Raw genomic sequence first — 18,677 nt, forward strand, 5'->3', positions numbered from 1 at the left:
TCAGCCGAGGCCGGCCGCGACCGTGCGGGCTTCGTCGAACGCCTGTGGAAAGCCCAGGTAGACGGGTTTGCCGCCGGTGCGCATGCGCATGAAGAGCCGGTGCTCGACCTGGTATTTGACGTTGCCGATCGCGAGCGCGCCGATGCCGACCGCGCCCGCATCCGGCAGGCCTTCGATCGGCTTGCCGTCGTTCATCACGTTGACGCCGGCAATGCCTTCCGGCGGAACAGCGTTGACGTCCGCGGCGATCAGTAGGCGTTTCGCGAACCCGAGGTCGGCGGAGGACATCACCTGAACGCCCGCGATCGCGGTCGCGAGCACGATCTCGGCGTCGGCCAGTGCACCGCGCAACGCCTCGGGCGTGGTCACGCCGATGCCTTTCGTGACGATCCCGAAGCGCTGGTCGATCTCCGCCGACACACCGAGCGCGCGCGCCTGATCGTGATGGCTCGCGATCGTCACGTCGGCGCCGCGCGAGGCGGCCATGGCCGCCGCCACGCGTCCGACCGCGCCGGTGCCGCCGAGAATCAGCACGCGTCTGCCGCCGAGTTCCATGCCGAACTGTTTGCCCAGGTGCCGTTCGACCAGCGCGACGGCGGCCGCCGCCGTCGTGTACGAGCCGCTCGGATCGGCGAATACGGAGACCTCGAACGGCGGCACCATCGCCTGACGCGCGCTGTCGAGCATGTCGGCGGCCTGCATCACGTCGCGCCCGCCGATGAAGATGCCGGTGCGTGACACGCCTTTCGGACCGCGCGAGAAAATTGCGTCCTGCGTCAGATTCGCGACCATGCCGGGCTGCACGTTGCAATACGGCACGATCACCTGATAGCCCGCGTCGGCGGCCATGTTGACGTCGAACGGACTCATCTGCGGCGTGGCCGTGAACATGTGCAGGATGTACGGTCTTTCAATGGTTTCGGACATGGGCTCAGGCTCGTTTCGGTTTCAGTGACAATGTCGCGGCCGGGGTGGCGGCCTGGCGGGGCGCGTAGGGTCGGCGCTTGTACCTCGTCTCCGGGACGGGCTGCGCGACCGGCGTCCCGGTTGGGCCGCAAACTGCGCTTTCCGCCGCCTTGATTGCAGCAGCGACATCAGCGGCCTCGTCTCCCTGCGCGCGGTGCCTCATGCAGCGTCGATCCGTCGCGTGTGCGCAGCGCTGTTGCGTATCGCCGCGCCGCTGTTTCTGCCGGCGACGACCGTGCATTCGATATGCGGCAACGCACGCGCGATGTGCCGGGCAGTGGCAAGTGCGCCATTGGCATCGTGCGTGCTCGCGAGAATTGCGAAACCCGTCGGTCCCCACGATGTCTGGCCGATTCCGGCCATGCGCTCGGCCGCGACCGCGCGCAACACCAACTCGACTTCGGGGCTCGCAAACACGCCGCCTTGCGCGCTGGCGAAGTATTCACCGATGGTCTGCTGCATCCCGGTCAGCGCGAGCGCGAACGGCGCGAAGTTGCGCTCGGCGACGCCGGGCAGAATCTGCATTAGCACCAGATGGCACAGGTGCGCGGCGAGGCTCTGTGGAAACGGCGCAAGCGACGCGAGCGCGCGGCGCTCTTCGACGCCGTGCAAGCCTTCGCGCGAATGATCGCTGACCAGCAGCACGCGCCACTCGTCCGGAAACGGCTGACGCGCGAGCAACGGCGGAACGCCGCGATGCAGCCCGCTGGCCGGGCCGCCGTCGAGCAGCAATCCGCCCGACTCGAAGCCAAGAATGCCGATCCCCGAGCGCGCGCCGCGCCCAAGCAGCGAGGCGATCTCCACCGTGCTGGCCGGCTGGCCGACGAGTTGCGTGAACGCGGTGCCGACTGCCAGCGCCAGTTGAGTGCCGGAGCCGAGGCCGGTGTGTGCGCGAGGCGCGTGGCGCACGTCGATCGCGAGCGTCGCCGGGCCGTAGGCGGCCTGCAGTTGCGCGAGACAGTGTGCGATCCGTTCGCGCTCGGCGTCGCCGATTGCACCGTTGATCTGCTGATGTTCGGCAAGGCGTGCTTCGACGCGAGTGCCGTGCGCGTCGATCGCGAGGCCGAGGCTGCCGAAAGCGCGTCCGAGCGATGCGTTCGGATCGAGAAATCCCAGATGCAGGCGCGCGGGGGCGTCGATCGTGATGGCCGTGTGGGGCGGAACGCGGCGAAACTGAAGCGGCATCGCAAGTGTCCTTGTGGGTGCGCTGAACAGGGTTTGGCCGGACTGGGTTGGGCCGGAAAAATGCCGACACGGCGCGCGTTCCTGCGCATGTCATCACGCATGTCATCACCTATGGCGGCGGCGCGGCCCGCTGCGGCAACGCGCCGGGCGAGATCAAGCAGAAGCCATACCAGGCGCAAGCCCGCTTGCGTCGCGATTTTCTGCCGCGGATGCGTACACGCTGTGTGACGCGGGAGGCGCACTGTGTCACACGTTGTTTCATCGCCGGCGTCAGAGACCCAGCCAGGCTGCTGCTGGACAGCACCGTCGATCCGCACCACCGCGCAGCACCGCTCATTCGCCCTGCGCGGATTTCGCTGCGTCGTACTTGATATAGCGAAAGCGCTGATCGTCGGAGGGTGTGCCTTCCAGCGGGCCGTCCTCGCGTCCGGGCTGCCACTGGATCACCGATTCCATCATCCCGGCGAGCGCAAAATCCTTGTCCGTGATGCCTTTTGCGCTATGCGTCTTGAGCTTCACGGTGACGAACGCATACGACACCGTCAGATCCGGGTGATGCCAGGCAGCCTCCGCGAGATGGCCCACGGTATTGACCACCATCAGCGTTCCCTTCCAGCCCTCGGTGCGGTACTTGCGCCGCAGCCAGCCGTCTTCGAGATACCAGTGCTGCAGCGCACCCGTGAGGCGCGCGCGCACCTCGTCGTCGGAATAGACATGTTCCGTGTTTGCCATGATGTTCTCCTCGGAAGCGGGCGTTGCCGCCGAACTTCATCGCGATGCAAGTGGCGAGCCAGTCGCGTTGCGTCCTGCCTTGCGTTGCGCATCGATTCGCGGGTCGCCTGGTGCTTCGACTCGTGCCTCGCAAAGGACACGCTTCGTTTCACCCGCATGACACAGTATGTGTCGCGCCGGGTGGCGCAATCGGCTCGCGCGTGGCACAGCGTGCGACGCAGCGGCGCCTCGCGCGCACGGCTCGCGCCGCGCTGGCGATACGGCGCGCGTCCCCGGCGAACGCGACGAACCGCGAGACATGTGGCGAGCACTTCAATCGGCATGGAATATGCGTTCGCCGTTCATGCGCCGCGGAGCCCGACATCGAATCGGGACAGCGCGTTGATCGTTACCTGCACTCGAGAAGGCGCGCACGATGCATGCGAGGTAGCGTGGGTCATTCGTGAGTTGAACAGCAGGACAATTCTGGAGGAGACATGAACTTACGCAACATGGTTCTTGGGCTCGCGATCCTCGCATCGGCAGCCTTTAGCTCTATCGTCGCTCAGGCCGATCCGCAGCTCGACAGCCTGATGAAAAATCCATCTAACTGGGCGGCCCAGGCGGGCGATTATGCGAATCACCGCTACAGCCCGCTCAAGCAGATCAACGAGAACAACGTCGGCAAGCTGCAGGTCGCATGGACCATGTCGACCGGTGTGCTGCGCGGCCATGAAGGCGCGCCGCTCGTGATCGGCGACACGATGTATATCCATTCACCCTTTCCCAACAAGGTCATTGCAATCAACCTGAAGGACCAGACGTTCCTCTGGCAATACCTGCCCAAACAGGATGACCAGGTCGTCTCCGTGATGTGCTGCGACACCGTGAATCGCGGCCTCGCTTACGGCGACGGCAAGATCTTCCTGCAACAGGCCGACACCAAACTCGTCGCGCTGAACGCGAAGACGGGCGACGTGGTATGGACCGCGCAAAACGGTAATCCGAAGGCAGGCGAAACCAACACCAATGCGCCGCACGTTTTCGGCGACAAGGTGCTGACCGGGATTTCCGGTGGCGAATTCGGCGTGCGCGGGCGCTTGATCGCTTATGACATCAAGACCGGCAAGCCGGCCTGGACTGCCTACAGCACCGGTCCCGACAACGAAATGCTGATCGATCCGCAAAAGACCATGACGTATGTCGACGGGCAGATGGTGCCGGTTGGCGCGGATTCGTCGCTCAAGTCGTGGAAGGGGGATCAGTGGAAGCTGGGCGGCGGCACCACGTGGGGCTGGTATGCGTGGGACCCGAAGCTCAACCTGATCTACTACGGTACTGGCAATCCGGGTACATGGAACCCGTCGCAACGTCCGGGCGACAACAAATGGTCGATGTCGATCTTCGCGCGCGACCTGAATACCGGCACGGCACGCTGGGTCTACCAGATGACGCCGCACGACGAATGGGATTATGACGGCGTCAACGAAATGATCCTTTCCGATCTGAACATCGACGGCAAAAAGGTGCCTTCGATCGTCCACTTCGATCGCAACGGTTTCGGCTACACGCTCAATCGTGAAACCGGACAGCTGCTGGTCGCGCAGAAGTACGACCCGGCGGTGAACTGGGCCGACCGCGTCGATCTGAAGAGCGGTTTGCCGATCCGCAACGCGGCGTACTCGACCCAGGCGGCAGGCTCGGATCACAACGTGAAGAACATCTGCCCGGCAGCGCTCGGTTCGAAAGACCAGCAGCCGGCTGCGTTCGATCCGAACTCGAACCTGTTCCTCGTGCCGACGAACCATGTCTGCATGGACTACGAGCCTTTCGAAGTCGACTACGTGTCGGGACAGCCGTATGTCGGCGCCACGCTGTCGATGTATCCGGGCCCGAACGAGAACAACGCGATGGGCAACTTCATCGCGTGGGATGCGAGCAAGGGCAAGATCGTCTACTCGAAGCCGGAGAAGTTCTCGGTGTGGTCGGGCGTGCTTGCCACGGCTGGCGGCGTCGCGTTCTACGGCACGCTCGAAGGCTATCTGAAGGCCGTGCGCATCAGGGACGGCAAGGAACTGTGGCGCTTCAAGACGCCGTCCGGAATCATCGGCAACGTCTTCACGTACGAGTATCAGGGCAAGCAGTATGTCGGCGTGTATTCGGGCATTGGCGGCTGGGCCGGCATCGGCATGGCAGCGGGACTCGAAAAGTCGACTGAAGGTCTGGGCGCGGTCGGCGGTTATCGTGAACTCGCGAAGTACACCGCGCTCGGCGGCACGCTCTTCGTGTTCGCGATTCCGAGCGAAAAGAGCTGAACGAGTCGCGCAAACCACCAGGGGGATCCGAACGGCTGCCGGTGCATGAGTTGCAAGCAGCACACCGGCAGACGCTTCGGTTTCCATACGAATCGAAGCATCATTCTGAGCGCGCCCCTATTCGAATCTGTGCCGATGCGTCGGTCGAACGCAGCGGGGCGCCGCTTATCTTGAAGGAGACATGTGCATGAAAGGCCGATCATTCCTGTTGCTGGTGACACTGCCCGCGGCACTCCTCCTGCTGCCCGTCGGGTACGCGCAAACCAATCCGTCGATCGCGCAGGTCGCGTACAAGGTGGTCGACGGCAGCAAGGTCGACACCGACACACTGCAGGGGTGGAAGACATGGCGTGCGCTCGCGTGCGAACGTTGCCATGGCGCGCAGCAGCAGGGCATGGTTGGACCCTCGCTGATCGACGCGTTCAAGACGCTCGACAAGGATGAATTCCATCGCACGGTGTTCGGCGGACGGGTGGCCAAAGGCATGCCCGACTTCAGCACGAGCCAGATGATGCAGAAGAACTGGGAGAACCTCTACGCGTACCTGAAAGGACGCTCAGACGGACAGATCAAGCCGGGCGATCTGCAGGCCATCGATTCCAAATAAAAGCCGGCGCCGCCACTCTTCCGGAGGCATCATCATGCGTCAAACCAGAAGCATGTCCGTGCATGCCGCGCTCAGCGCGGCCGCCTTGTGTTGCGCCGTGCTCGCGAGCGCGGCCGTGCAGGCAGACGGCCCTGCGTTGCCGAATAACGACGGCGCGGACGGCGTCCTCAGAGTCTGTGCGGACCCGAACAACATGCCCCTGTCGAACAATAAGGGCGAAGGCTACGAGAACCGGATCGCGAGTCAGATGGCGAGCGACTTCGGCTACAAGCTCGAATACACGTATTTTCCGCAGCGCATGGGCTTCGTGCGCCACACGTTGCGCGAGAAGGAAGAGAGCGGTGACCGCTTCAGGTGCGACCTGATCATCGGCGTGCCGAAGGGTTATGACATGACGTCGACGACGCAGCCGTATCTGCGCTCGACGTATGCGATGGTGTTTCCGAACCGGCCCGAGTTCGCCAGTATCCATACGCCCGACGATCTTCTCAAGCTGCCGCCCGATCAGTTGCACAAACTGCGCTTCGGGATCTTCTCGCAGACCCCGGCGGTCGACTGGCTGCTCGGCCATGGTCTGATCGATCAGGCGGTTTCGTATCAGGTGCAAAGCGGTGATCCGCAGGAATATCCCGGTCAGATGATCGAGCAGGATCTTGCGAAGGGCAATGTCGATGTGGTGTTCCTTTGGGGGCCGATAGCGGGCTATTTCGCCAGGCGCGCCGGCGACTCTGTGCGGCTGGTGCCTTTTCCGCCGGGCCCCGGCATCCGCTTCGACTACACGATCTCGATGGGTGTGCGCTACGGCGAAAAAGCGTGGAAAGACAAGGTGGATCAATGGATCGGCGCGAATCACGACAAGATCGACAGCATCCTGACGAGCTACGAGGTGCCGTTGCTCAAGCCGGTCGACGTGCCGGGTCCGAAGTCCGGTGACGCTTCGCCATGACCGCTGCGCGCAGCAGCGGGCTGCGTGCGGTCGCGGCACGGTTCGTCATCGCTGCATCGCTCAGCGGCGCGTGCGTCGTGCCGGCCGCACGCGCTGCAGACCCGGCCGGCAGCAGCGACATCACGGCCGCCGAACATCTGATCTTCACGACCGATCATCTGCACGGCGTCGCCGCTCAAACCGAACTCGACTACGCGATGATCGATTCGCAGCAGCCGTCGCGCAGTGCCGACGTGGTCAAGGTGCTGGTGGTGAGCCCGGACAACGCAAAGGGTGACGCTCAGGTGTCGGACCATACCGGCAGCGTGCCGCTGCCGAGCGGCGGTCTGCAGTGCAATCCGGTGATCATCTATTTTCTGGAACGCGACATCACCGAGATGCAGGGGCTGACGGGCGGACAGCGGCGCTACTTCCAGCAGCGGCTGCGCCTCGCGCTCGCGGCCGGTCCGCAGATCGAGAACGTGACGAGCGAAACCGGCGGCAAATCTGTCAGCGCGCATCGCGTCGTCGTGCAGCCGTATCTGAACGACCCGAACGCGGCGCGCTTCGCGGAGCTGACGGGCAAGCGCTATACCTTCCTGATCGCCGATGCGGTGCCGGGGCAGGTGCTGCAGATTCGCACCGACGTGCCCGGCGCGAACAACGACTTCGCGCATCCTGTGCATTCGGAGACGCTGAGCTTCCAGTCGGTGCTGCGCAGATTGCCGTCGCCGGCAACCGCGCCGCCGAAGTCGTCGAATGCGCCGAGAGCCAGCCGCTGAGCGGCTGCTTCCCATGCAGAGCGCGCGCTTCGCGACGAACGCAATCAAGCTGAACTTCATCCGCTCGCTGACGCTGCGCCAGTTGCAGATTTTCGTCGTCGCGAGCCGCTACACGAGTTTTGCGCGTGCGGCAGAGGAACTGCATCTGACGCAGCCGGCCGTGTCGATGCAGATTCATCAGCTCGAAGAGACGATCGGCCTGCGCCTGTTCGAACGCGTCGCGCGCAAGCTCACGCTGACGGAGGCGGGCGAGATGCTGACGCATCACGCGAGCCGCATCCTCGGCGAGATCAAGGACGCCGAGGACGCGATGCTCTCGCTCAGACACGCCGACAGCGGTTCGATCAACATGGGGATCGTCAGTTCGGCGACTTACTTCGCGCCAAAACTGCTCGCGCTTTATTCGCGTCTTTATCCGAAAGTCGACGTGCATTTTTCGGTCGGCAATCGCGATGCCTTGCTGAGACTGCTGCAGGACAACGCGATCGATCTTGCGATCATGGGCCGTCCGCCGCCCGAACTCGATACGACCACCGAGCCGCTGGCGAGGCACCCGCAGGTGGTGGTCGCGCCGCTCACGCATGCTTTGCGCGCGGCGCGCCGGTTCGATCTGCAGGAATTGCGCGACGATACGTTCCTGTTGCGCGAGCCCGGCTCCGGCACGCGGATGGCCGCCGAAGCGATGTTCCGCCAGCATCTGTTCACGCCCGCGAAGATCGTCACGCTCGGCAGCAACGAAACGATCAAGCAGGCGGTGATGGCCGGCATGGGCGTGAGCCTGATTTCACTGCATACGCTGCTGCTGGAGTTGCGCACTGGCGAGATTGCACTGCTCGACGTGAACGGCACGCCGATCGAGCGCACGTGGCAGATCGTGCATCTGCGCACGAAACAGCTGTCGCCGACAAGCGTGGTGTTTCGCCAGTTTCTGCTCGATCACACGGCCACGCATCTGGAGCATGAGTACGCGCCGTTCGTCGGCGCGGCGACGCACCTTCGAGCCGACACAGGAGCGGGCGAATGAGCCGGCGCTGGCTGGTGCGGGTGATGTCAGGCGTCGGCGCGTCGTTGCTGATATCGAGCGGATGGGCCGAGCCGGTTTCGATCGCGGTGATGAACTGCACGCTGATCGATGACAACGCCGCCTACAACGACGCCGATACCAACCGCATCCAGCACGCGCGCATCGGCATGATCAGCGATGCGCTGCGCGCGCAGCTGGAGGCGAGCGGGCGCTATCGCGTCGCGGATGCGAGCCGTGCCGCCGATCTGATCGCAACGCTCGAAGCGGAGCAGGATCTGACGACGTGCGACGGTTGCGCGAGACAGGTCGGCCGCGCACTGGGGGTCGGGCAGGTCGGCGTGTGCTGGGTGCAGAAAGTCAGCAACCTGATTCTCAATCTGAATCTGCGCGTGGAAGACGTGGCGAGCGGCAGGATGCTGTTCCAGCGCTCGGTGGACATTCGCGGCAACACCGATCTGTCATGGCGGCGCGGTGCAACAGCGCTGGTCGGCCTGCTGGTCGATCAATCGTCGCAGGATGTTTCGCCGCACAGCATGCCCCGATGACGCCGGCCGCAAATGGCACAGTGTGTCCCCAAACGCCGTGACAGCCTGATCAGCCGGCTACGTTCGCACGGACCGCCGCGCGCCTCTTCGAGACCGGCACAAAGCATGCTTGAACGGATGCCGGCACGCAAAGCGTTGAGAGGCAGCGCCGATACGACACGGCACGCAAGCCACGATAACGACCCAGGCTCGGGCAGGCCACACGGAGGAGATCGCATCGATGGGTTCTGGCGAACAGCTTCAGGACTGGCGTCTTCACGCACTTCAGATCGAGAAGGAAGTCGCGAAAGTCGTCATCGGCCAGCAGCAGATGCTGCGGCTCATCAACGTCGCGCTGTTCGCCCGGGGCCATGTGCTGCTCGAAGGCGGTGTCGGCGTCGGCAAGACCACCGTGCTGCGCGCATTTGCGCGCGTCGTCGGCGGCGAATTCGAGCGGGTGGAAGGCACGATCGACCTGATGCCGGGCGACCTTGTCTATCACACCTATGTCGACGCCGACGGCAAGCCGCGCATCGACCCCGGTCCGCTGCTGCGCCACGGCGACCAGTTGACCACGTTCTTCTTCAACGAGATCAACCGCGCGCGTCCGCAGGTGCAGTCGCTGCTGTTGCGTGCAATGGCCGAGCGTTCAGTGTGGGCGTTCGACCGCGAATACCGCTTTCCGCACATGACGGTGTTCGCCGACCGCAACAAGGTCGAGAAAGAAGAAACCTTCGAGCTGGCTTCCGCCGCGCGCGACCGCTTTCTGTTCGAGCTGAACATGCCGACTCCCGCCGATGCCGACGTCCGGCGTTCGCTGATCTTCGAGACAACGTTCCATGACGTGGATGCGCTGCTTGCGCAACTGACACCCGGCCTCGTGCCGTGGGAGCAACTGAACAGCGTCGGCGCATGGATTCAGCACGACGTCGAGGCGAGCCCGACGATCGAGCGTTACGCGCTGGACATCTGGCAGGCGACCGAAGCGCCGCAGCGTTTCGGCATCGAACTCGAAGGCGTCGACATGCCGCAGCTGATCCTCGCAGGCGCGAGCCCGCGCGGCATGAGCGCGCTGCTGCGAGCCGCGCGTGTGGTCGCGTGGCTCGCGGGGCGCTCGCATCTGATTCCGGAGGACCTGCACGAAGTGCTGATGCCGGCGCTCGGTCATCGTGTGTTCTTTACGCCGATCTACGAGTTGCGTCGTCAGGAACTGGCCGAGGCGCTGATCGCGCAGATCATGGCGAAAGTCGCGGTTCCCTGATGCGCACACGGCCATGAACGGGATCGCGGAATTTCACTATCGTCTGCCGACGCGTGCGAGCGGCGCGCGGCCAGGCTCGCATCCGGGCGCGAGCTTCGGCGCGGGCCAGCAGTTCGCGATGCACGGCCGCCTGTTCGACTATCCCGATCCGCGTCGCCTCGATTTGCGCGCGAGCGTGCGCGCGGCGCGCTCCGAATGGCTCGTGCGGGTCAATCTGCAGCGCGTGGCGGTTCCCGTGGTGGTGATCGTCGATGTGTCGGCGTCGATGCAGTTCGGCACGCGGCTCAGCAAGCTGGAGATCGCGGCGGACTTCGTCGAGGCGCTCGGTTTCAGCGCGTTTCGCGTCGGCGACCGGCTCGGCATGCAGGCTTTCGACTCGGCCCCGCGCGACGATCTGTTCATGCCCGAGCGCTACGGCCGGGGCACCGGCAACCTGCTCGCGACGATGCTGCGCGCGTGCGCCGCGCGCGAGGCCGGACGCAGTGGCGCGGAAGGATTGCGCCGCTGCGCGACGCGGCTGGCCGGCCGCCAGGCGCTCGTGTTCGTCGTCTCCGATTTTCACTGGCCGCTTGCGTCGATGCCCGCTGTGCTCGATTTGCTGATTCATGCGTGCGTGGTGCCGGTCGTCGTGTGGGACGAAGCCGAAATTTCGCCGCCCGCGCGCGGTCCGCTGCTGGCCGTCAACGACGCGGAATCCGGTGAGGAGCGCAGCGTGTGGCTGCGCGCGAGCGTGCGCGAGCGCTGGCAGCGCGGCGTCATCGAGCGGCGCGCGACGTTGGCGCGGCTCTTCGGGTCACGCGGCATGCCGCCGTTTTATATCGAAGGCAGTTTCGATCCGGAAGCGATGTCGCGTTACTTCCTGGAGGCGGCCACATGAGGCCTCGCGCACTTCTTCACGCGATCGGCGGACGCCTGTGTCAGGCGACTCGTTGCGCGCCGATGGTAGCGCTGCTGGGCGTCGGCTATGCGGGTGGGCCCGTCACGGCCGCAGCCGCACCCGTGATCGCAACCGTCGACGAACCGCGCGCTTTTGGCCATGTATTGGGCGACGTGCTGACCCAACGTGTGCTGCTGCAGGCAAACGGCGCCGACCTCGGTTCGGTCAGCCCGCCGTCGGTCGGGCGCACCGGGCTGTGGCTCGAGCGTCGGCCGGCGTCTGTTGAAACGGATGCGAACGGTCGGCGCTGGATGGTGATCGACTACCAGATCGTCAACGCGCCGCAGACGCTCACGCGCATCGCGCTGCCCGCGCTCACGCTCGGTGCGGCGAACGGCACCCAATTGCAGGTCGCCGAATGGCCCGCAAGCGTCGGTCCGCTGACACCCGCCGACGTGTTCGGCGACGGCGATCTGCAACCGATGCGGCCCGATCGCATGGCGCCGCCCGTCGATACCGATGGCTTGTATCGGCGGCTTGGATGGTCGCTCGGTCTGCTGTTCGCGACGCTGGCAGCGTGGGCGGGTTGGTGGTGCTGGCGCAACTGGCGCGAAGCACAGCGCCTGCCGTTTGCGCGTGCGTGGCGACAGTTGCGCCAGATGCGCCGGTTCGAGCGCGCGAATGGTGGCCGCGGCGCGGGTGGCGCACAAGGCGCGGCATCGCCGGATGCCTGGTTCTGCATGCATCGTGCGCTGAACGAAACCGCGGGCGAAGTCGTGCACGCCGGTTCGCTGGCCGGTCTCATTGCGCGCGCGCCGTATCTGCAACCGCTGCGCGCGCAGCTCGACCATTTCTACCGGATGTCGGCGGAGCGCTTTTTCAAGCCCACGCCGGGCGCTGCCGATTTTCCGCTCGAAGCGTTGTGCCGCGCGCTGTATCAGGCTGAACGGCGTCATCAGCGATGATCGCGACACTCGATTTTTCCTCTGCGTGGATGCTGATCCTGCTGCCGTTCGCCGTGCTGCCGATGCTGCGGCGGCGCAGCGACACGCTTTCGTTTTCGAGCGTCGCCTGGTTGCCGCCCGATCCCGCCGGACGCTGGGCCACGTTGCTTGCGCGCGCGTGCGGCATGCTGGCGATCGCGGCGATCGTCGTCGGGCTCGCCGGGCCGGGGCGCTCGCAGCAGCAGGTGCTGCGCACGGGCAGCGGCGCGCAGATCCTGATCCTGATGGACCGCAGCGCGAGCATGGACGAGCCGATGGCGAGCCCCGGCGTCGAGTCGCCGCGCGGCGATTCGAAGAACAAGGTTGCGCGGGCGTCGCTGGAGACGTTCGTGAGCCAGCGACCGAACGACCGGCTTGCGTTCATGATGTTCGGCACGAGCCCGGTGCTGGCGATGCCGTTCACGTACAACCATCGCGCGATCGACGAAGCGATTGCCGCGACTGCGATCGGTCGAGGCACGCCCGACACCGAACTCGACCGCGGCATGCTGGCCGCGCTCGATCAGTTCGAAGGACGCGCATCGTCGGGCCGACGCGCCATCGTGCTGGTGTCCGACGGCGGCGCGCGACTCGACGAGACCGTCCAGCGCCGCATCCGCGAGAGCCTGCTGCGCAACCGGATCTCGCTGTACTTCATCTATCTGCGCAGCGGTGTCTACAGCCCCGATCTGAACGCGGCGCTACCGGCGGGCGAGGTGTCGGCGGAGGCGGAACTGCATCGTTATTTTCTGTCGCTCGTCACGCCTTACCGGCTTTTTCAGGCGGGCGACGCGAAAGGGATGATGGCGGCCATCGCTGAAATCAACCGGCAGCAGAATGCGCCGACTTCGTTCATCGAGCATTTGCCGCGTCAGGACTGGAGCCCGTATTGCTTCGTCGTCGCGCTGGTTTGCGCCGTGCTGTTGATGGCGATGCGTGTGCTGCAGGTCAGGAGCTGGGCATGACGCGAACCTTCATTCATGCGATCTTCGCGACGCTCGCACTGGTGTGCGCCGGCTTTGCGCTCTATGACGGCATTCAGCTTCGGCATGCGGTGCGTGTGAATCGTGAGATTGCTGCGGCCGGAGCCGACGCTCGCGAAAACCCGAGCGCCGATGAAGCGCCGCAGGTTCTTCTGGCGCGCGCGACTGCGCTGTCGAAAGCCGGCCATTACGATTCGGCCGCGCGCATCTACGAAAGCCTGATCCACGACTATCCCGACGATCTCGGCCGCATCGCGCTGTTCGACCTCGGCAATATGTATTTGCGCGAAGGCCGGGGCGACGGCGCGGCGCACGGCGTCAGGTCTCTCGCGATGATCGGCGAGGCGAAGACGCGTTACCGGCTGCTGCTGCGCGTCGCGCCCGATGACTGGAACGCGCGCTACAACCTCGAGCGTGCGTTGTGGCTCGCGCCGGAAACGCCCGTCGTGCTCGATAAGCCCGACGTCAAGGAGCAGCACAACGTGAAGCTGCGTGGCGCGCAAAGCCAGGATCTGCCATGAGCGGGACACGCACAGGTTCGGCGACTCGCGCCGGTCGCGGCTTTCGCAACCTGCGTCACTGGTTGACGCCGCTCGCGCTCGGAGCGCTGGTGGCGGCGGTCGCGATGCCGGACATGACGTTGCCGCGCAATACGTTCGAGTACATCGTCACGTTCGACATCACGCAGAGCATGGATGTCGAGGATGTCGTGCTGAACGGCGCGCCGGTGAGCCGCCTCAAATTCGCTAAGGCAGCGATGCGCGACGCGCTCGGACGGCTACCGTGCGGCTCGAAAGTCGGGTGGAGCATTTTCACGGGGCAGCGGACCTTGCTGCTGCTGTCGCCGCTCGAGGTGTGCGCGAACTACGACGCGCTGCTGATGTCGCTCGACGGCATCGACGGCCGCATGCGCTGGACCAACTGGAGCCGGATCGCCGAGGGGGGAGTGTATTCGGCGGTGCGCGTCGCCAGGGACGCGGGTCATGGCATTGCGATCGTATTCGCGACCGATGGGCAGGAGGCGCCGCCGCTTCCGTCGTCGCGTGCGTTGATGCCGGACATCAATCCGGCACGGATCGATGGATGGTTGATCGGCGTAGGTGGCGATCAGCCTGCGGCGATTCCGAAGTCGGATAGCAACGGCAACCGGATCGGATACTGGCAGGCCGATGATGTGATCCAGGTTCCCGCAGCTTCAGGTGCCGATGCGCAGGCGGAATCGCACGAGGAACAGTCTGCGTTGCACGGTCAGTATCTCGCGTTCGTAGCCGGCCAGACTGGCCTTGGCTATCGGCGGTTATGGGCGCCGACTGCGTTGGGCGATGCGATGCTCGACGCGCGCCTCGCGCATCGCGAGCAGGTGCCGACGGATTTGCGCTGGGTGCCCGCGCTGATCGCGCTGGTGCTGCTGATTGCGCGGTTCATGCCGGACGCTGTTTGGGGAGGGTTGCGGCGTCGATGGATAAGGACCCGCGGCTTCTACACAGCTTCGGGGAGACGGGGTGCAAAGCCGAATCCCACGGCGTGAGGACTCATGTGCTGAGTCCTCACGCGAAAAACGCAACTTATTTCGAGGCCAAAGCGGTCTCTCCGCCGAGCAGCTTTTCGATCTTCCACTCGCCGTCCACTACCTTGAAAATCGTGAAAGCCGGATTGCGCAGGTTGCCTTGCTCGTCGAACGCAATCGTGCCGGTCACGCCCTGGCGGCTGATCGCATGGACGGCTGCTGTCAGCTTGGCGGGATCGGTCGACTGAGTCTTTTCGACGGCCTCGACGAGCGTGGCGGCGGCGTCGTAGGCGAACGGCGCGTGCAACTCGACCGGATGATGGTAACGAGCCCGATACGCTGCATCGAACTGCTTGCCGCCGGGCATTTCTTCGAGCGGCCGGCCCGGTTCGAGCGCGATCACGCCATTGGCGCCGGCGCCCGCCAGTTGCACGAACGTATGGCTCGTACCGCCCGCACCGAGCAGCGTAGCCTTGATGTTCAACTGCTTCATGCGACGCACCACCTGGGCTTCTTCGGTATCGAGTCCACCGAAGAACAGCACGTCGACGTGTTTGGCTTTGAGCGCAGTCAGCACGCCACTGAAATCGATTGTCTTGTCGTCCACATACTCGTGAGCGGCGATCGTGCCGCCATTCACCTCGACCCCCTTGACGAACTGTGTCGCAAGACCCGATCCGAACGCCGTGCGGTCGTCGATCACGCCGATGCTTTTGCCCTTCAGCGTCTTGACCGCATAGGCGCCGGTGATCGCGCCGCTCAGGTCATCGTGACCCATGATGCGAAACGACGTGTCATACCCTTGCAGCGTGTACTGATGGCCCGTGGAGGCGGGCGCGATTTCCGGAATGTGTGCCGCGTTGTAGACGCGCGAAGCCGGAATGCTGCAACCGGTGTTCCAGTGCCCGACCACGCCCACCACGTGCTGATCGACCAGTTGCTGGGCAACCGTCACAGCGGTACGCGGGTCCGAGGCATCGTCGACGGAGGTCAAGGCAAACTTGACAGGCTTGCCGTTCAGCGTGGGATGTTTCGCGTTGGCGTCATCGATCGCAAGTTGCGCACCGTTTTCCAGGTCCTTGCCGATTCGGGCGGAGGGGCCGGTCAGCGGTCCGGCGATCCCGATCAGGATCGTGCGTGTGTCGTTCGCATCAGGCGACGTCCCCTGGGCTTGAACCGGGTTGGCTGCGAGCAGCGGCACGGCGGCTGAAAGCGCGAGCGTCAGCAGCTTGTAGAAGGGCGTAGCGGGTTTGGAGGTGTGGTTTGACATATCGTTGTATGAGCGGCGAGGCTTGAGTTCGATGAATGGCGCGTGCGATGCTGCGGCGCTTCAGTGCGCGGGTGTGACGTGACGAATCGCTTCCAGCACGGCTGCGGTGTCCGCCACCGCGCCGAATACGCCGCTTTTCTTGATCAGCAGACGCAGTGCAGCTTCGTGAACGTCTTCGGTTCCGGCTGCCGTGGCGTCGGAAACGGTTAGCGTGTCGTAGCCGCGATCGAGCGCTTCGCGCACCGTCGTGTGGATGCAGCAGTCGGTGGTGAGGCCCGCGAAGATCAGATCCCGAATCCCTTTCTCACGAAGGAACGTGTCGAGATTCGTCGTCGAAAATGCGCCGTACGAGGGTTTGTTGAACACGGCTTCGTTGGCGAGCGGTGCAACTTCTGGAACGATCTCCCAGCATGGCTCGCCCTTGATCAGATAGCGGCCGTTCGGACCGCTATCGCCCACGGCCACGCCGCGGCCGTCCGCGCCACGCCAGAGACGATGAGGCTGCACATCGGACAGATCCGCCGAGAACGTCTCGCGCGTATGGCAGACCGTGATGCCGCTTGCGCGGCACGCGTCGAGCAGCGCCTGAATGTTGGGGATAGGCTTGCGCAGCGCGGTGAGATCGAAGCCGAAGCCGGCCATGTAGCCGCCTTCCGCGCAAAAGTCGCCTTGCACGTCGATCACGATCAGGGCCGTCGTGGCAGCCGATACCGCCCGGTTCAGCGGAAATGCGTAAGGCGCTGCACCGACGCGGTCTGCAGGTAGGGAAGTCATATCGAAGCTTGTTGGTGAGCGTCACGCGAGCGACGCTGTGATGAAATAAGGTGTGCGCGGCTCATGCGCGGGCTAGATGTCGACGGAACAGATGCCCGCCGCTTGAGCCACGGCGTGAAGCAACACGTTGGCTCCCGCTGTCGCCCATTCCGGCGTAATAGCCTCGGCTTCGTTGTGGCTCAGGCCGCCTACGCAAGGAATGAAGATCATCCCCGATGGCGCCACGCGCGCCATGTAACACGCGTCATGTCCTGCGCCCGAGACGATGTCCTGAAAGGGCAGATCGAGCGTACGCGCAGCGTGCCGCACGGCATCTACGCATTCGGGCGCGAACGGCACTGGCGCATAGTCGAAGATCTGCGTGATCTCGGCGTCGAGAAGCTGCGCGGAAGCGATCCGCTGCACCGCCTCACGCATGCTGGCGTCCATTGCATCGAGCACGGCGCTTTCGGGGTGGCGGAATTCGATCGTGAAGAAGCACTCGCCCGGCACCGTGTTGCGCGAATTCGGACGCGCCTCGATCATCCCGACGGTTGCCCGGCCATTCGGTGCGTGCTGCCTGCCGAGCTGATCGACGAAATCGATCACGCGCGCGGCGCCGACCAGCGCGTCGCGGCGCAGGTCCATCGGCGTCGTGCCCGCATGAGCGTCGGTGCCGCGAAACGTCAGTTCGTACCAGCGCTGCCCCTGGCCAGCCGTCACCACGCCGATCGTTTTGCCTGCGCGTTCCAGCACCGCTCCCTGTTCGATATGCAATTCGAAGAATGCGTGAACAGGAAATCCGCCGACCGGCTCGCTGCCTGCATAGCCGATTGCCTGCAGTGCCTCACCCAGAGTCGTGCCCGCCGCGTCCTTTCGCGATAACGCGAAATCGAGCGAGAAAGCGTTCGCGAACACACCCGAGGCGATCATGGCCGGGGCGAAGCGCGAGCCTTCTTCATTGGTCCAGATGACGACGTCGACGGGTCGTTCCGTTTCGATGCCGGCATCGTTCAGCGCACGAATCACCTCAAGCCCGCCGAGCACGCCATAAATGCCGTCGTATTTGCCGCCGGTGGGCTGCGAATCGGCGTGCGATCCGGTGACGACGGGCGCTGCATCTGCCTGCCGACCGGCACGCCGCGCAAAAACGTTGCCCATCCGGTCGACGCGAATCTGGCAGCCCGCTTCTTTCGCCCACGTGACGAACAGGTCACGCGATTCCCGGTCCAGCTCGCTCAGCGCGAGACGGCACACGCCGCCTTTCGGCGTCGCGCCGATCTGCGCCATACGGTCGAGCGAAGCCCAGAGGCGCGCGCCGTCGACGCGGGGCAGTAGCGTCGGCCTGGAAACGGCAAGTGCGTCAGTCATCGCCGTGCTCCACAGAAAGTCGCGCGCTCGCGTCGGCGTCTTTCAGCCGGTAGCGGAAGTCACAACGCGGTCCGCCCTGCATTAGCGTGGTCGTGCGCGTGAGTTCAATGCGAGGGTCGTAGCCCTCGATGAAAAGCGCGTCGCGCGCGCAACTCAGAAGATGTCCGATCTCGCCGAGTCCCATTGAGTGATACATCTCCGCGTAGCGGCAGCGGTGCACGTCGTAGTCGTAATGCACGGCGTCTTCGCGCTGCACCGAAACGTTCAACGCGTCGTCTTTTTCCCACAGCACCTGCAGGGCGATGAACGAAGCAATGCTGGTGCCGTTTTTTTCCTGCGCAGCGAACGTTTTTCCGGCGGCCACTGCGGCTCCCCGTACTGCCTCGCCGATCACGGCCTGCGCTTTTTCGGTGCCGAGATCGCGCTTGAGGATCTGATAGATGGGTTTGATGATTTCCGCTTCGATACGGCGGCGCGCCAGAATGCCGAGGCGATCGTCGCTGTCTGCGGGGGCAGCGATCGGAGTGCTTGCTGTGTTGGTCATGAAGGTCCGGCGTGGGTAACTTTATATTTGAGAAATATTACGTTGTCGATTGTCTGGATCAAAATGAAAAATAATTAGATAGACAGACG

General features: G+C 64.5%; 20 protein-coding genes. 13 read left to right on the top strand and 7 right to left on the bottom strand.

Translation table 11 applies throughout. The features are described from left to right. Complete coding sequence (locus tag BLS41_RS29930; protein WP_074771340.1) at window positions 1–927, bottom strand: NAD(P)-dependent methylenetetrahydromethanopterin dehydrogenase; 927 nt, start codon at window positions 925–927, stop codon at window positions 1–3. Between the two features lie 198 nt (window positions 928–1,125). After that, complete coding sequence (locus tag BLS41_RS29935) at window positions 1,126–2,151, bottom strand: beta-ribofuranosylaminobenzene 5'-phosphate synthase family protein (protein WP_074771341.1); 1,026 nt, start codon at window positions 2,149–2,151, stop codon at window positions 1,126–1,128. A gap of 47 nt (window positions 2,152–2,198) precedes the next feature. On the opposite strand from BLS41_RS29935, the gene BLS41_RS29940 reads away from it, so the two are divergent. Then, on the top strand, window positions 2,199–2,522 hold the full coding sequence (locus tag BLS41_RS29940) for a hypothetical protein (protein WP_074771342.1): 324 nt from the start codon (window positions 2,199–2,201) through the stop codon (window positions 2,520–2,522). Here the strand turns inward: BLS41_RS29940 and BLS41_RS29945 are convergent. Further along, window positions 2,485–2,883 carry a 4a-hydroxytetrahydrobiopterin dehydratase gene (locus BLS41_RS29945; RefSeq protein ID WP_074771343.1) on the bottom strand — a complete coding sequence of 133 codons (399 nt, stop codon included), beginning with the start codon at window positions 2,881–2,883 and terminating at the stop codon, window positions 2,485–2,487. The genes BLS41_RS29940 and BLS41_RS29945 overlap by 38 nt on opposite strands. A 491-nt stretch (window positions 2,884–3,374) precedes the next feature. On the opposite strand from BLS41_RS29945, the gene BLS41_RS29950 reads away from it, so the two are divergent. The 12 genes from BLS41_RS29950 (at window position 3,375) to BLS41_RS30005 (ending at window position 14,671) form a co-directional block, all read left to right on the top strand. Beyond that, window positions 3,375–5,177, top strand: coding sequence for a methanol/ethanol family PQQ-dependent dehydrogenase (locus tag BLS41_RS29950; RefSeq protein WP_253189888.1), 1,803 nt, complete (start codon window positions 3,375–3,377; stop codon window positions 5,175–5,177). 187 nt (window positions 5,178–5,364) lie between these two features. Continuing rightward, on the top strand, window positions 5,365–5,784 hold the full coding sequence (locus BLS41_RS29955) for a c-type cytochrome (RefSeq protein WP_074771345.1): 420 nt from the start codon (window positions 5,365–5,367) through the stop codon (window positions 5,782–5,784). Window positions 5,785–5,818: 34 nt separating this feature from the next. Then, complete coding sequence (locus BLS41_RS29960; RefSeq protein WP_074771346.1) at window positions 5,819–6,730, top strand: substrate-binding domain-containing protein; 912 nt, start codon at window positions 5,819–5,821, stop codon at window positions 6,728–6,730. Further along, window positions 6,727–7,491: a hypothetical protein gene (locus BLS41_RS29965; RefSeq protein ID WP_074771347.1), complete on the top strand. Its 765-nt coding sequence runs from the start codon at window positions 6,727–6,729 to the stop codon at window positions 7,489–7,491. Before BLS41_RS29960 ends, BLS41_RS29965 begins: the two co-directional genes overlap by 4 nt. Window positions 7,492–7,504: 13 nt before the next feature. Beyond that, complete coding sequence (locus BLS41_RS29970) at window positions 7,505–8,515, top strand: LysR family transcriptional regulator (protein WP_074771348.1); 1,011 nt, start codon at window positions 7,505–7,507, stop codon at window positions 8,513–8,515. Then, window positions 8,512–9,060, top strand: a complete 549-nt coding sequence (locus tag BLS41_RS29975; protein WP_074771349.1) for a DUF3280 domain-containing protein — start codon at window positions 8,512–8,514, stop codon at window positions 9,058–9,060. The genes BLS41_RS29970 and BLS41_RS29975 overlap by 4 nt, the downstream gene beginning before the upstream one ends. A 220-nt stretch (window positions 9,061–9,280) precedes the next feature. Further along, complete coding sequence (locus BLS41_RS29980) at window positions 9,281–10,300, top strand: AAA family ATPase (protein WP_074771350.1); 1,020 nt, start codon at window positions 9,281–9,283, stop codon at window positions 10,298–10,300. Between the two features lie 13 nt (window positions 10,301–10,313). After that, window positions 10,314–11,177: a DUF58 domain-containing protein gene (locus tag BLS41_RS29985; RefSeq protein WP_074771351.1), complete on the top strand. Its 864-nt coding sequence runs from the start codon at window positions 10,314–10,316 to the stop codon at window positions 11,175–11,177. Further along, window positions 11,174–12,142 carry a calcium incorporation protein MxaA gene (locus BLS41_RS39745; protein ID WP_074771352.1) on the top strand — a complete coding sequence of 323 codons (969 nt, stop codon included), beginning with the start codon at window positions 11,174–11,176 and terminating at the stop codon, window positions 12,140–12,142. Before BLS41_RS29985 ends, BLS41_RS39745 begins: the two co-directional genes overlap by 4 nt. After that, the gene (locus BLS41_RS29995) at window positions 12,139–13,125 is read left to right on the top strand and encodes a vWA domain-containing protein (RefSeq protein WP_074771353.1); all 987 of its coding nucleotides are present in this window, start codon (window positions 12,139–12,141) and stop codon (window positions 13,123–13,125) included. Before BLS41_RS39745 ends, BLS41_RS29995 begins: the two co-directional genes overlap by 4 nt. After that, complete coding sequence (locus BLS41_RS30000) at window positions 13,122–13,664, top strand: tetratricopeptide repeat protein (RefSeq protein WP_074771354.1); 543 nt, start codon at window positions 13,122–13,124, stop codon at window positions 13,662–13,664. The genes BLS41_RS29995 and BLS41_RS30000 overlap by 4 nt, the downstream gene beginning before the upstream one ends. Continuing rightward, window positions 13,661–14,671 carry an MxaL protein gene (locus tag BLS41_RS30005; protein ID WP_074771355.1) on the top strand — a complete coding sequence of 337 codons (1,011 nt, stop codon included), beginning with the start codon at window positions 13,661–13,663 and terminating at the stop codon, window positions 14,669–14,671. Before BLS41_RS30000 ends, BLS41_RS30005 begins: the two co-directional genes overlap by 4 nt. A gap of 37 nt (window positions 14,672–14,708) precedes the next feature. Here BLS41_RS30005 and BLS41_RS30010 read toward each other — a convergent pair whose 3' ends face one another. The 4 genes from BLS41_RS30010 to BLS41_RS30025 all read right to left on the bottom strand — a co-directional run bounded on the left by BLS41_RS30010 (window position 14,709) and on the right by BLS41_RS30025 (window position 18,588). Further along, window positions 14,709–15,920: a branched-chain amino acid ABC transporter substrate-binding protein gene (locus BLS41_RS30010; protein WP_074771356.1), complete on the bottom strand. Its 1,212-nt coding sequence runs from the start codon at window positions 15,918–15,920 to the stop codon at window positions 14,709–14,711. Window positions 15,921–15,980: 60 nt separating this feature from the next. Continuing rightward, window positions 15,981–16,694 (bottom strand): cysteine hydrolase family protein, encoded by a 714-nt coding sequence (locus BLS41_RS30015; RefSeq protein ID WP_074771357.1) that lies wholly within the window; start codon window positions 16,692–16,694, stop codon window positions 15,981–15,983. Window positions 16,695–16,766: 72 nt separating this feature from the next. After that, entirely contained in the window at window positions 16,767–18,044 is a 1,278-nt protein-coding gene (locus BLS41_RS30020; protein ID WP_074771358.1) for a Zn-dependent hydrolase, read from the bottom strand. Then, window positions 18,037–18,588: an L-2-amino-thiazoline-4-carboxylic acid hydrolase gene (locus BLS41_RS30025; RefSeq protein ID WP_074771359.1), complete on the bottom strand. Its 552-nt coding sequence runs from the start codon at window positions 18,586–18,588 to the stop codon at window positions 18,037–18,039. The genes BLS41_RS30020 and BLS41_RS30025 overlap by 8 nt, the downstream gene beginning before the upstream one ends. Window positions 18,589–18,677: the final 89 nt, after the last annotated feature.

Source organism: Paraburkholderia fungorum, assembly GCF_900099835.1.
In the GTDB taxonomy this organism is placed as follows: domain Bacteria; phylum Pseudomonadota; class Gammaproteobacteria; order Burkholderiales; family Burkholderiaceae; genus Paraburkholderia; species Paraburkholderia fungorum_A.

Coding starts and splice junctions, on each gene's coding strand:
- BLS41_RS29975 (WP_074771349.1), top strand. CDS start 8,512: ATGAGCCGGCGCTGGCTGGTGCGGGTGATGTCAGGCGTCGGCGCGTCG.
- BLS41_RS29950 (WP_253189888.1), top strand. CDS start 3,375: ATGGTTCTTGGGCTCGCGATCCTCGCATCGGCAGCCTTTAGCTCTATC.
- BLS41_RS29960 (WP_074771346.1), top strand. CDS start 5,819: ATGCGTCAAACCAGAAGCATGTCCGTGCATGCCGCGCTCAGCGCGGCC.
- BLS41_RS29965 (WP_074771347.1), top strand. CDS start 6,727: ATGACCGCTGCGCGCAGCAGCGGGCTGCGTGCGGTCGCGGCACGGTTC.
- BLS41_RS39745 (WP_074771352.1), top strand. CDS start 11,174: ATGAGGCCTCGCGCACTTCTTCACGCGATCGGCGGACGCCTGTGTCAG.
- BLS41_RS29930 (WP_074771340.1), bottom strand. CDS start 927: ATGTCCGAAACCATTGAAAGACCGTACATCCTGCACATGTTCACGGCC.
- BLS41_RS30010 (WP_074771356.1), bottom strand. CDS start 15,920: ATGTCAAACCACACCTCCAAACCCGCTACGCCCTTCTACAAGCTGCTG.
- BLS41_RS30000 (WP_074771354.1), top strand. CDS start 13,122: ATGACGCGAACCTTCATTCATGCGATCTTCGCGACGCTCGCACTGGTG.
- BLS41_RS29935 (WP_074771341.1), bottom strand. CDS start 2,151: ATGCCGCTTCAGTTTCGCCGCGTTCCGCCCCACACGGCCATCACGATC.
- BLS41_RS29985 (WP_074771351.1), top strand. CDS start 10,314: ATGAACGGGATCGCGGAATTTCACTATCGTCTGCCGACGCGTGCGAGC.
- BLS41_RS29945 (WP_074771343.1), bottom strand. CDS start 2,883: ATGGCAAACACGGAACATGTCTATTCCGACGACGAGGTGCGCGCGCGC.
- BLS41_RS30025 (WP_074771359.1), bottom strand. CDS start 18,588: ATGACCAACACAGCAAGCACTCCGATCGCTGCCCCCGCAGACAGCGAC.
- BLS41_RS30020 (WP_074771358.1), bottom strand. CDS start 18,044: ATGACTGACGCACTTGCCGTTTCCAGGCCGACGCTACTGCCCCGCGTC.
- BLS41_RS29995 (WP_074771353.1), top strand. CDS start 12,139: ATGATCGCGACACTCGATTTTTCCTCTGCGTGGATGCTGATCCTGCTG.
- BLS41_RS29970 (WP_074771348.1), top strand. CDS start 7,505: ATGCAGAGCGCGCGCTTCGCGACGAACGCAATCAAGCTGAACTTCATC.
- BLS41_RS29955 (WP_074771345.1), top strand. CDS start 5,365: ATGAAAGGCCGATCATTCCTGTTGCTGGTGACACTGCCCGCGGCACTC.
- BLS41_RS30005 (WP_074771355.1), top strand. CDS start 13,661: ATGAGCGGGACACGCACAGGTTCGGCGACTCGCGCCGGTCGCGGCTTT.
- BLS41_RS29980 (WP_074771350.1), top strand. CDS start 9,281: ATGGGTTCTGGCGAACAGCTTCAGGACTGGCGTCTTCACGCACTTCAG.
- BLS41_RS30015 (WP_074771357.1), bottom strand. CDS start 16,694: ATGACTTCCCTACCTGCAGACCGCGTCGGTGCAGCGCCTTACGCATTT.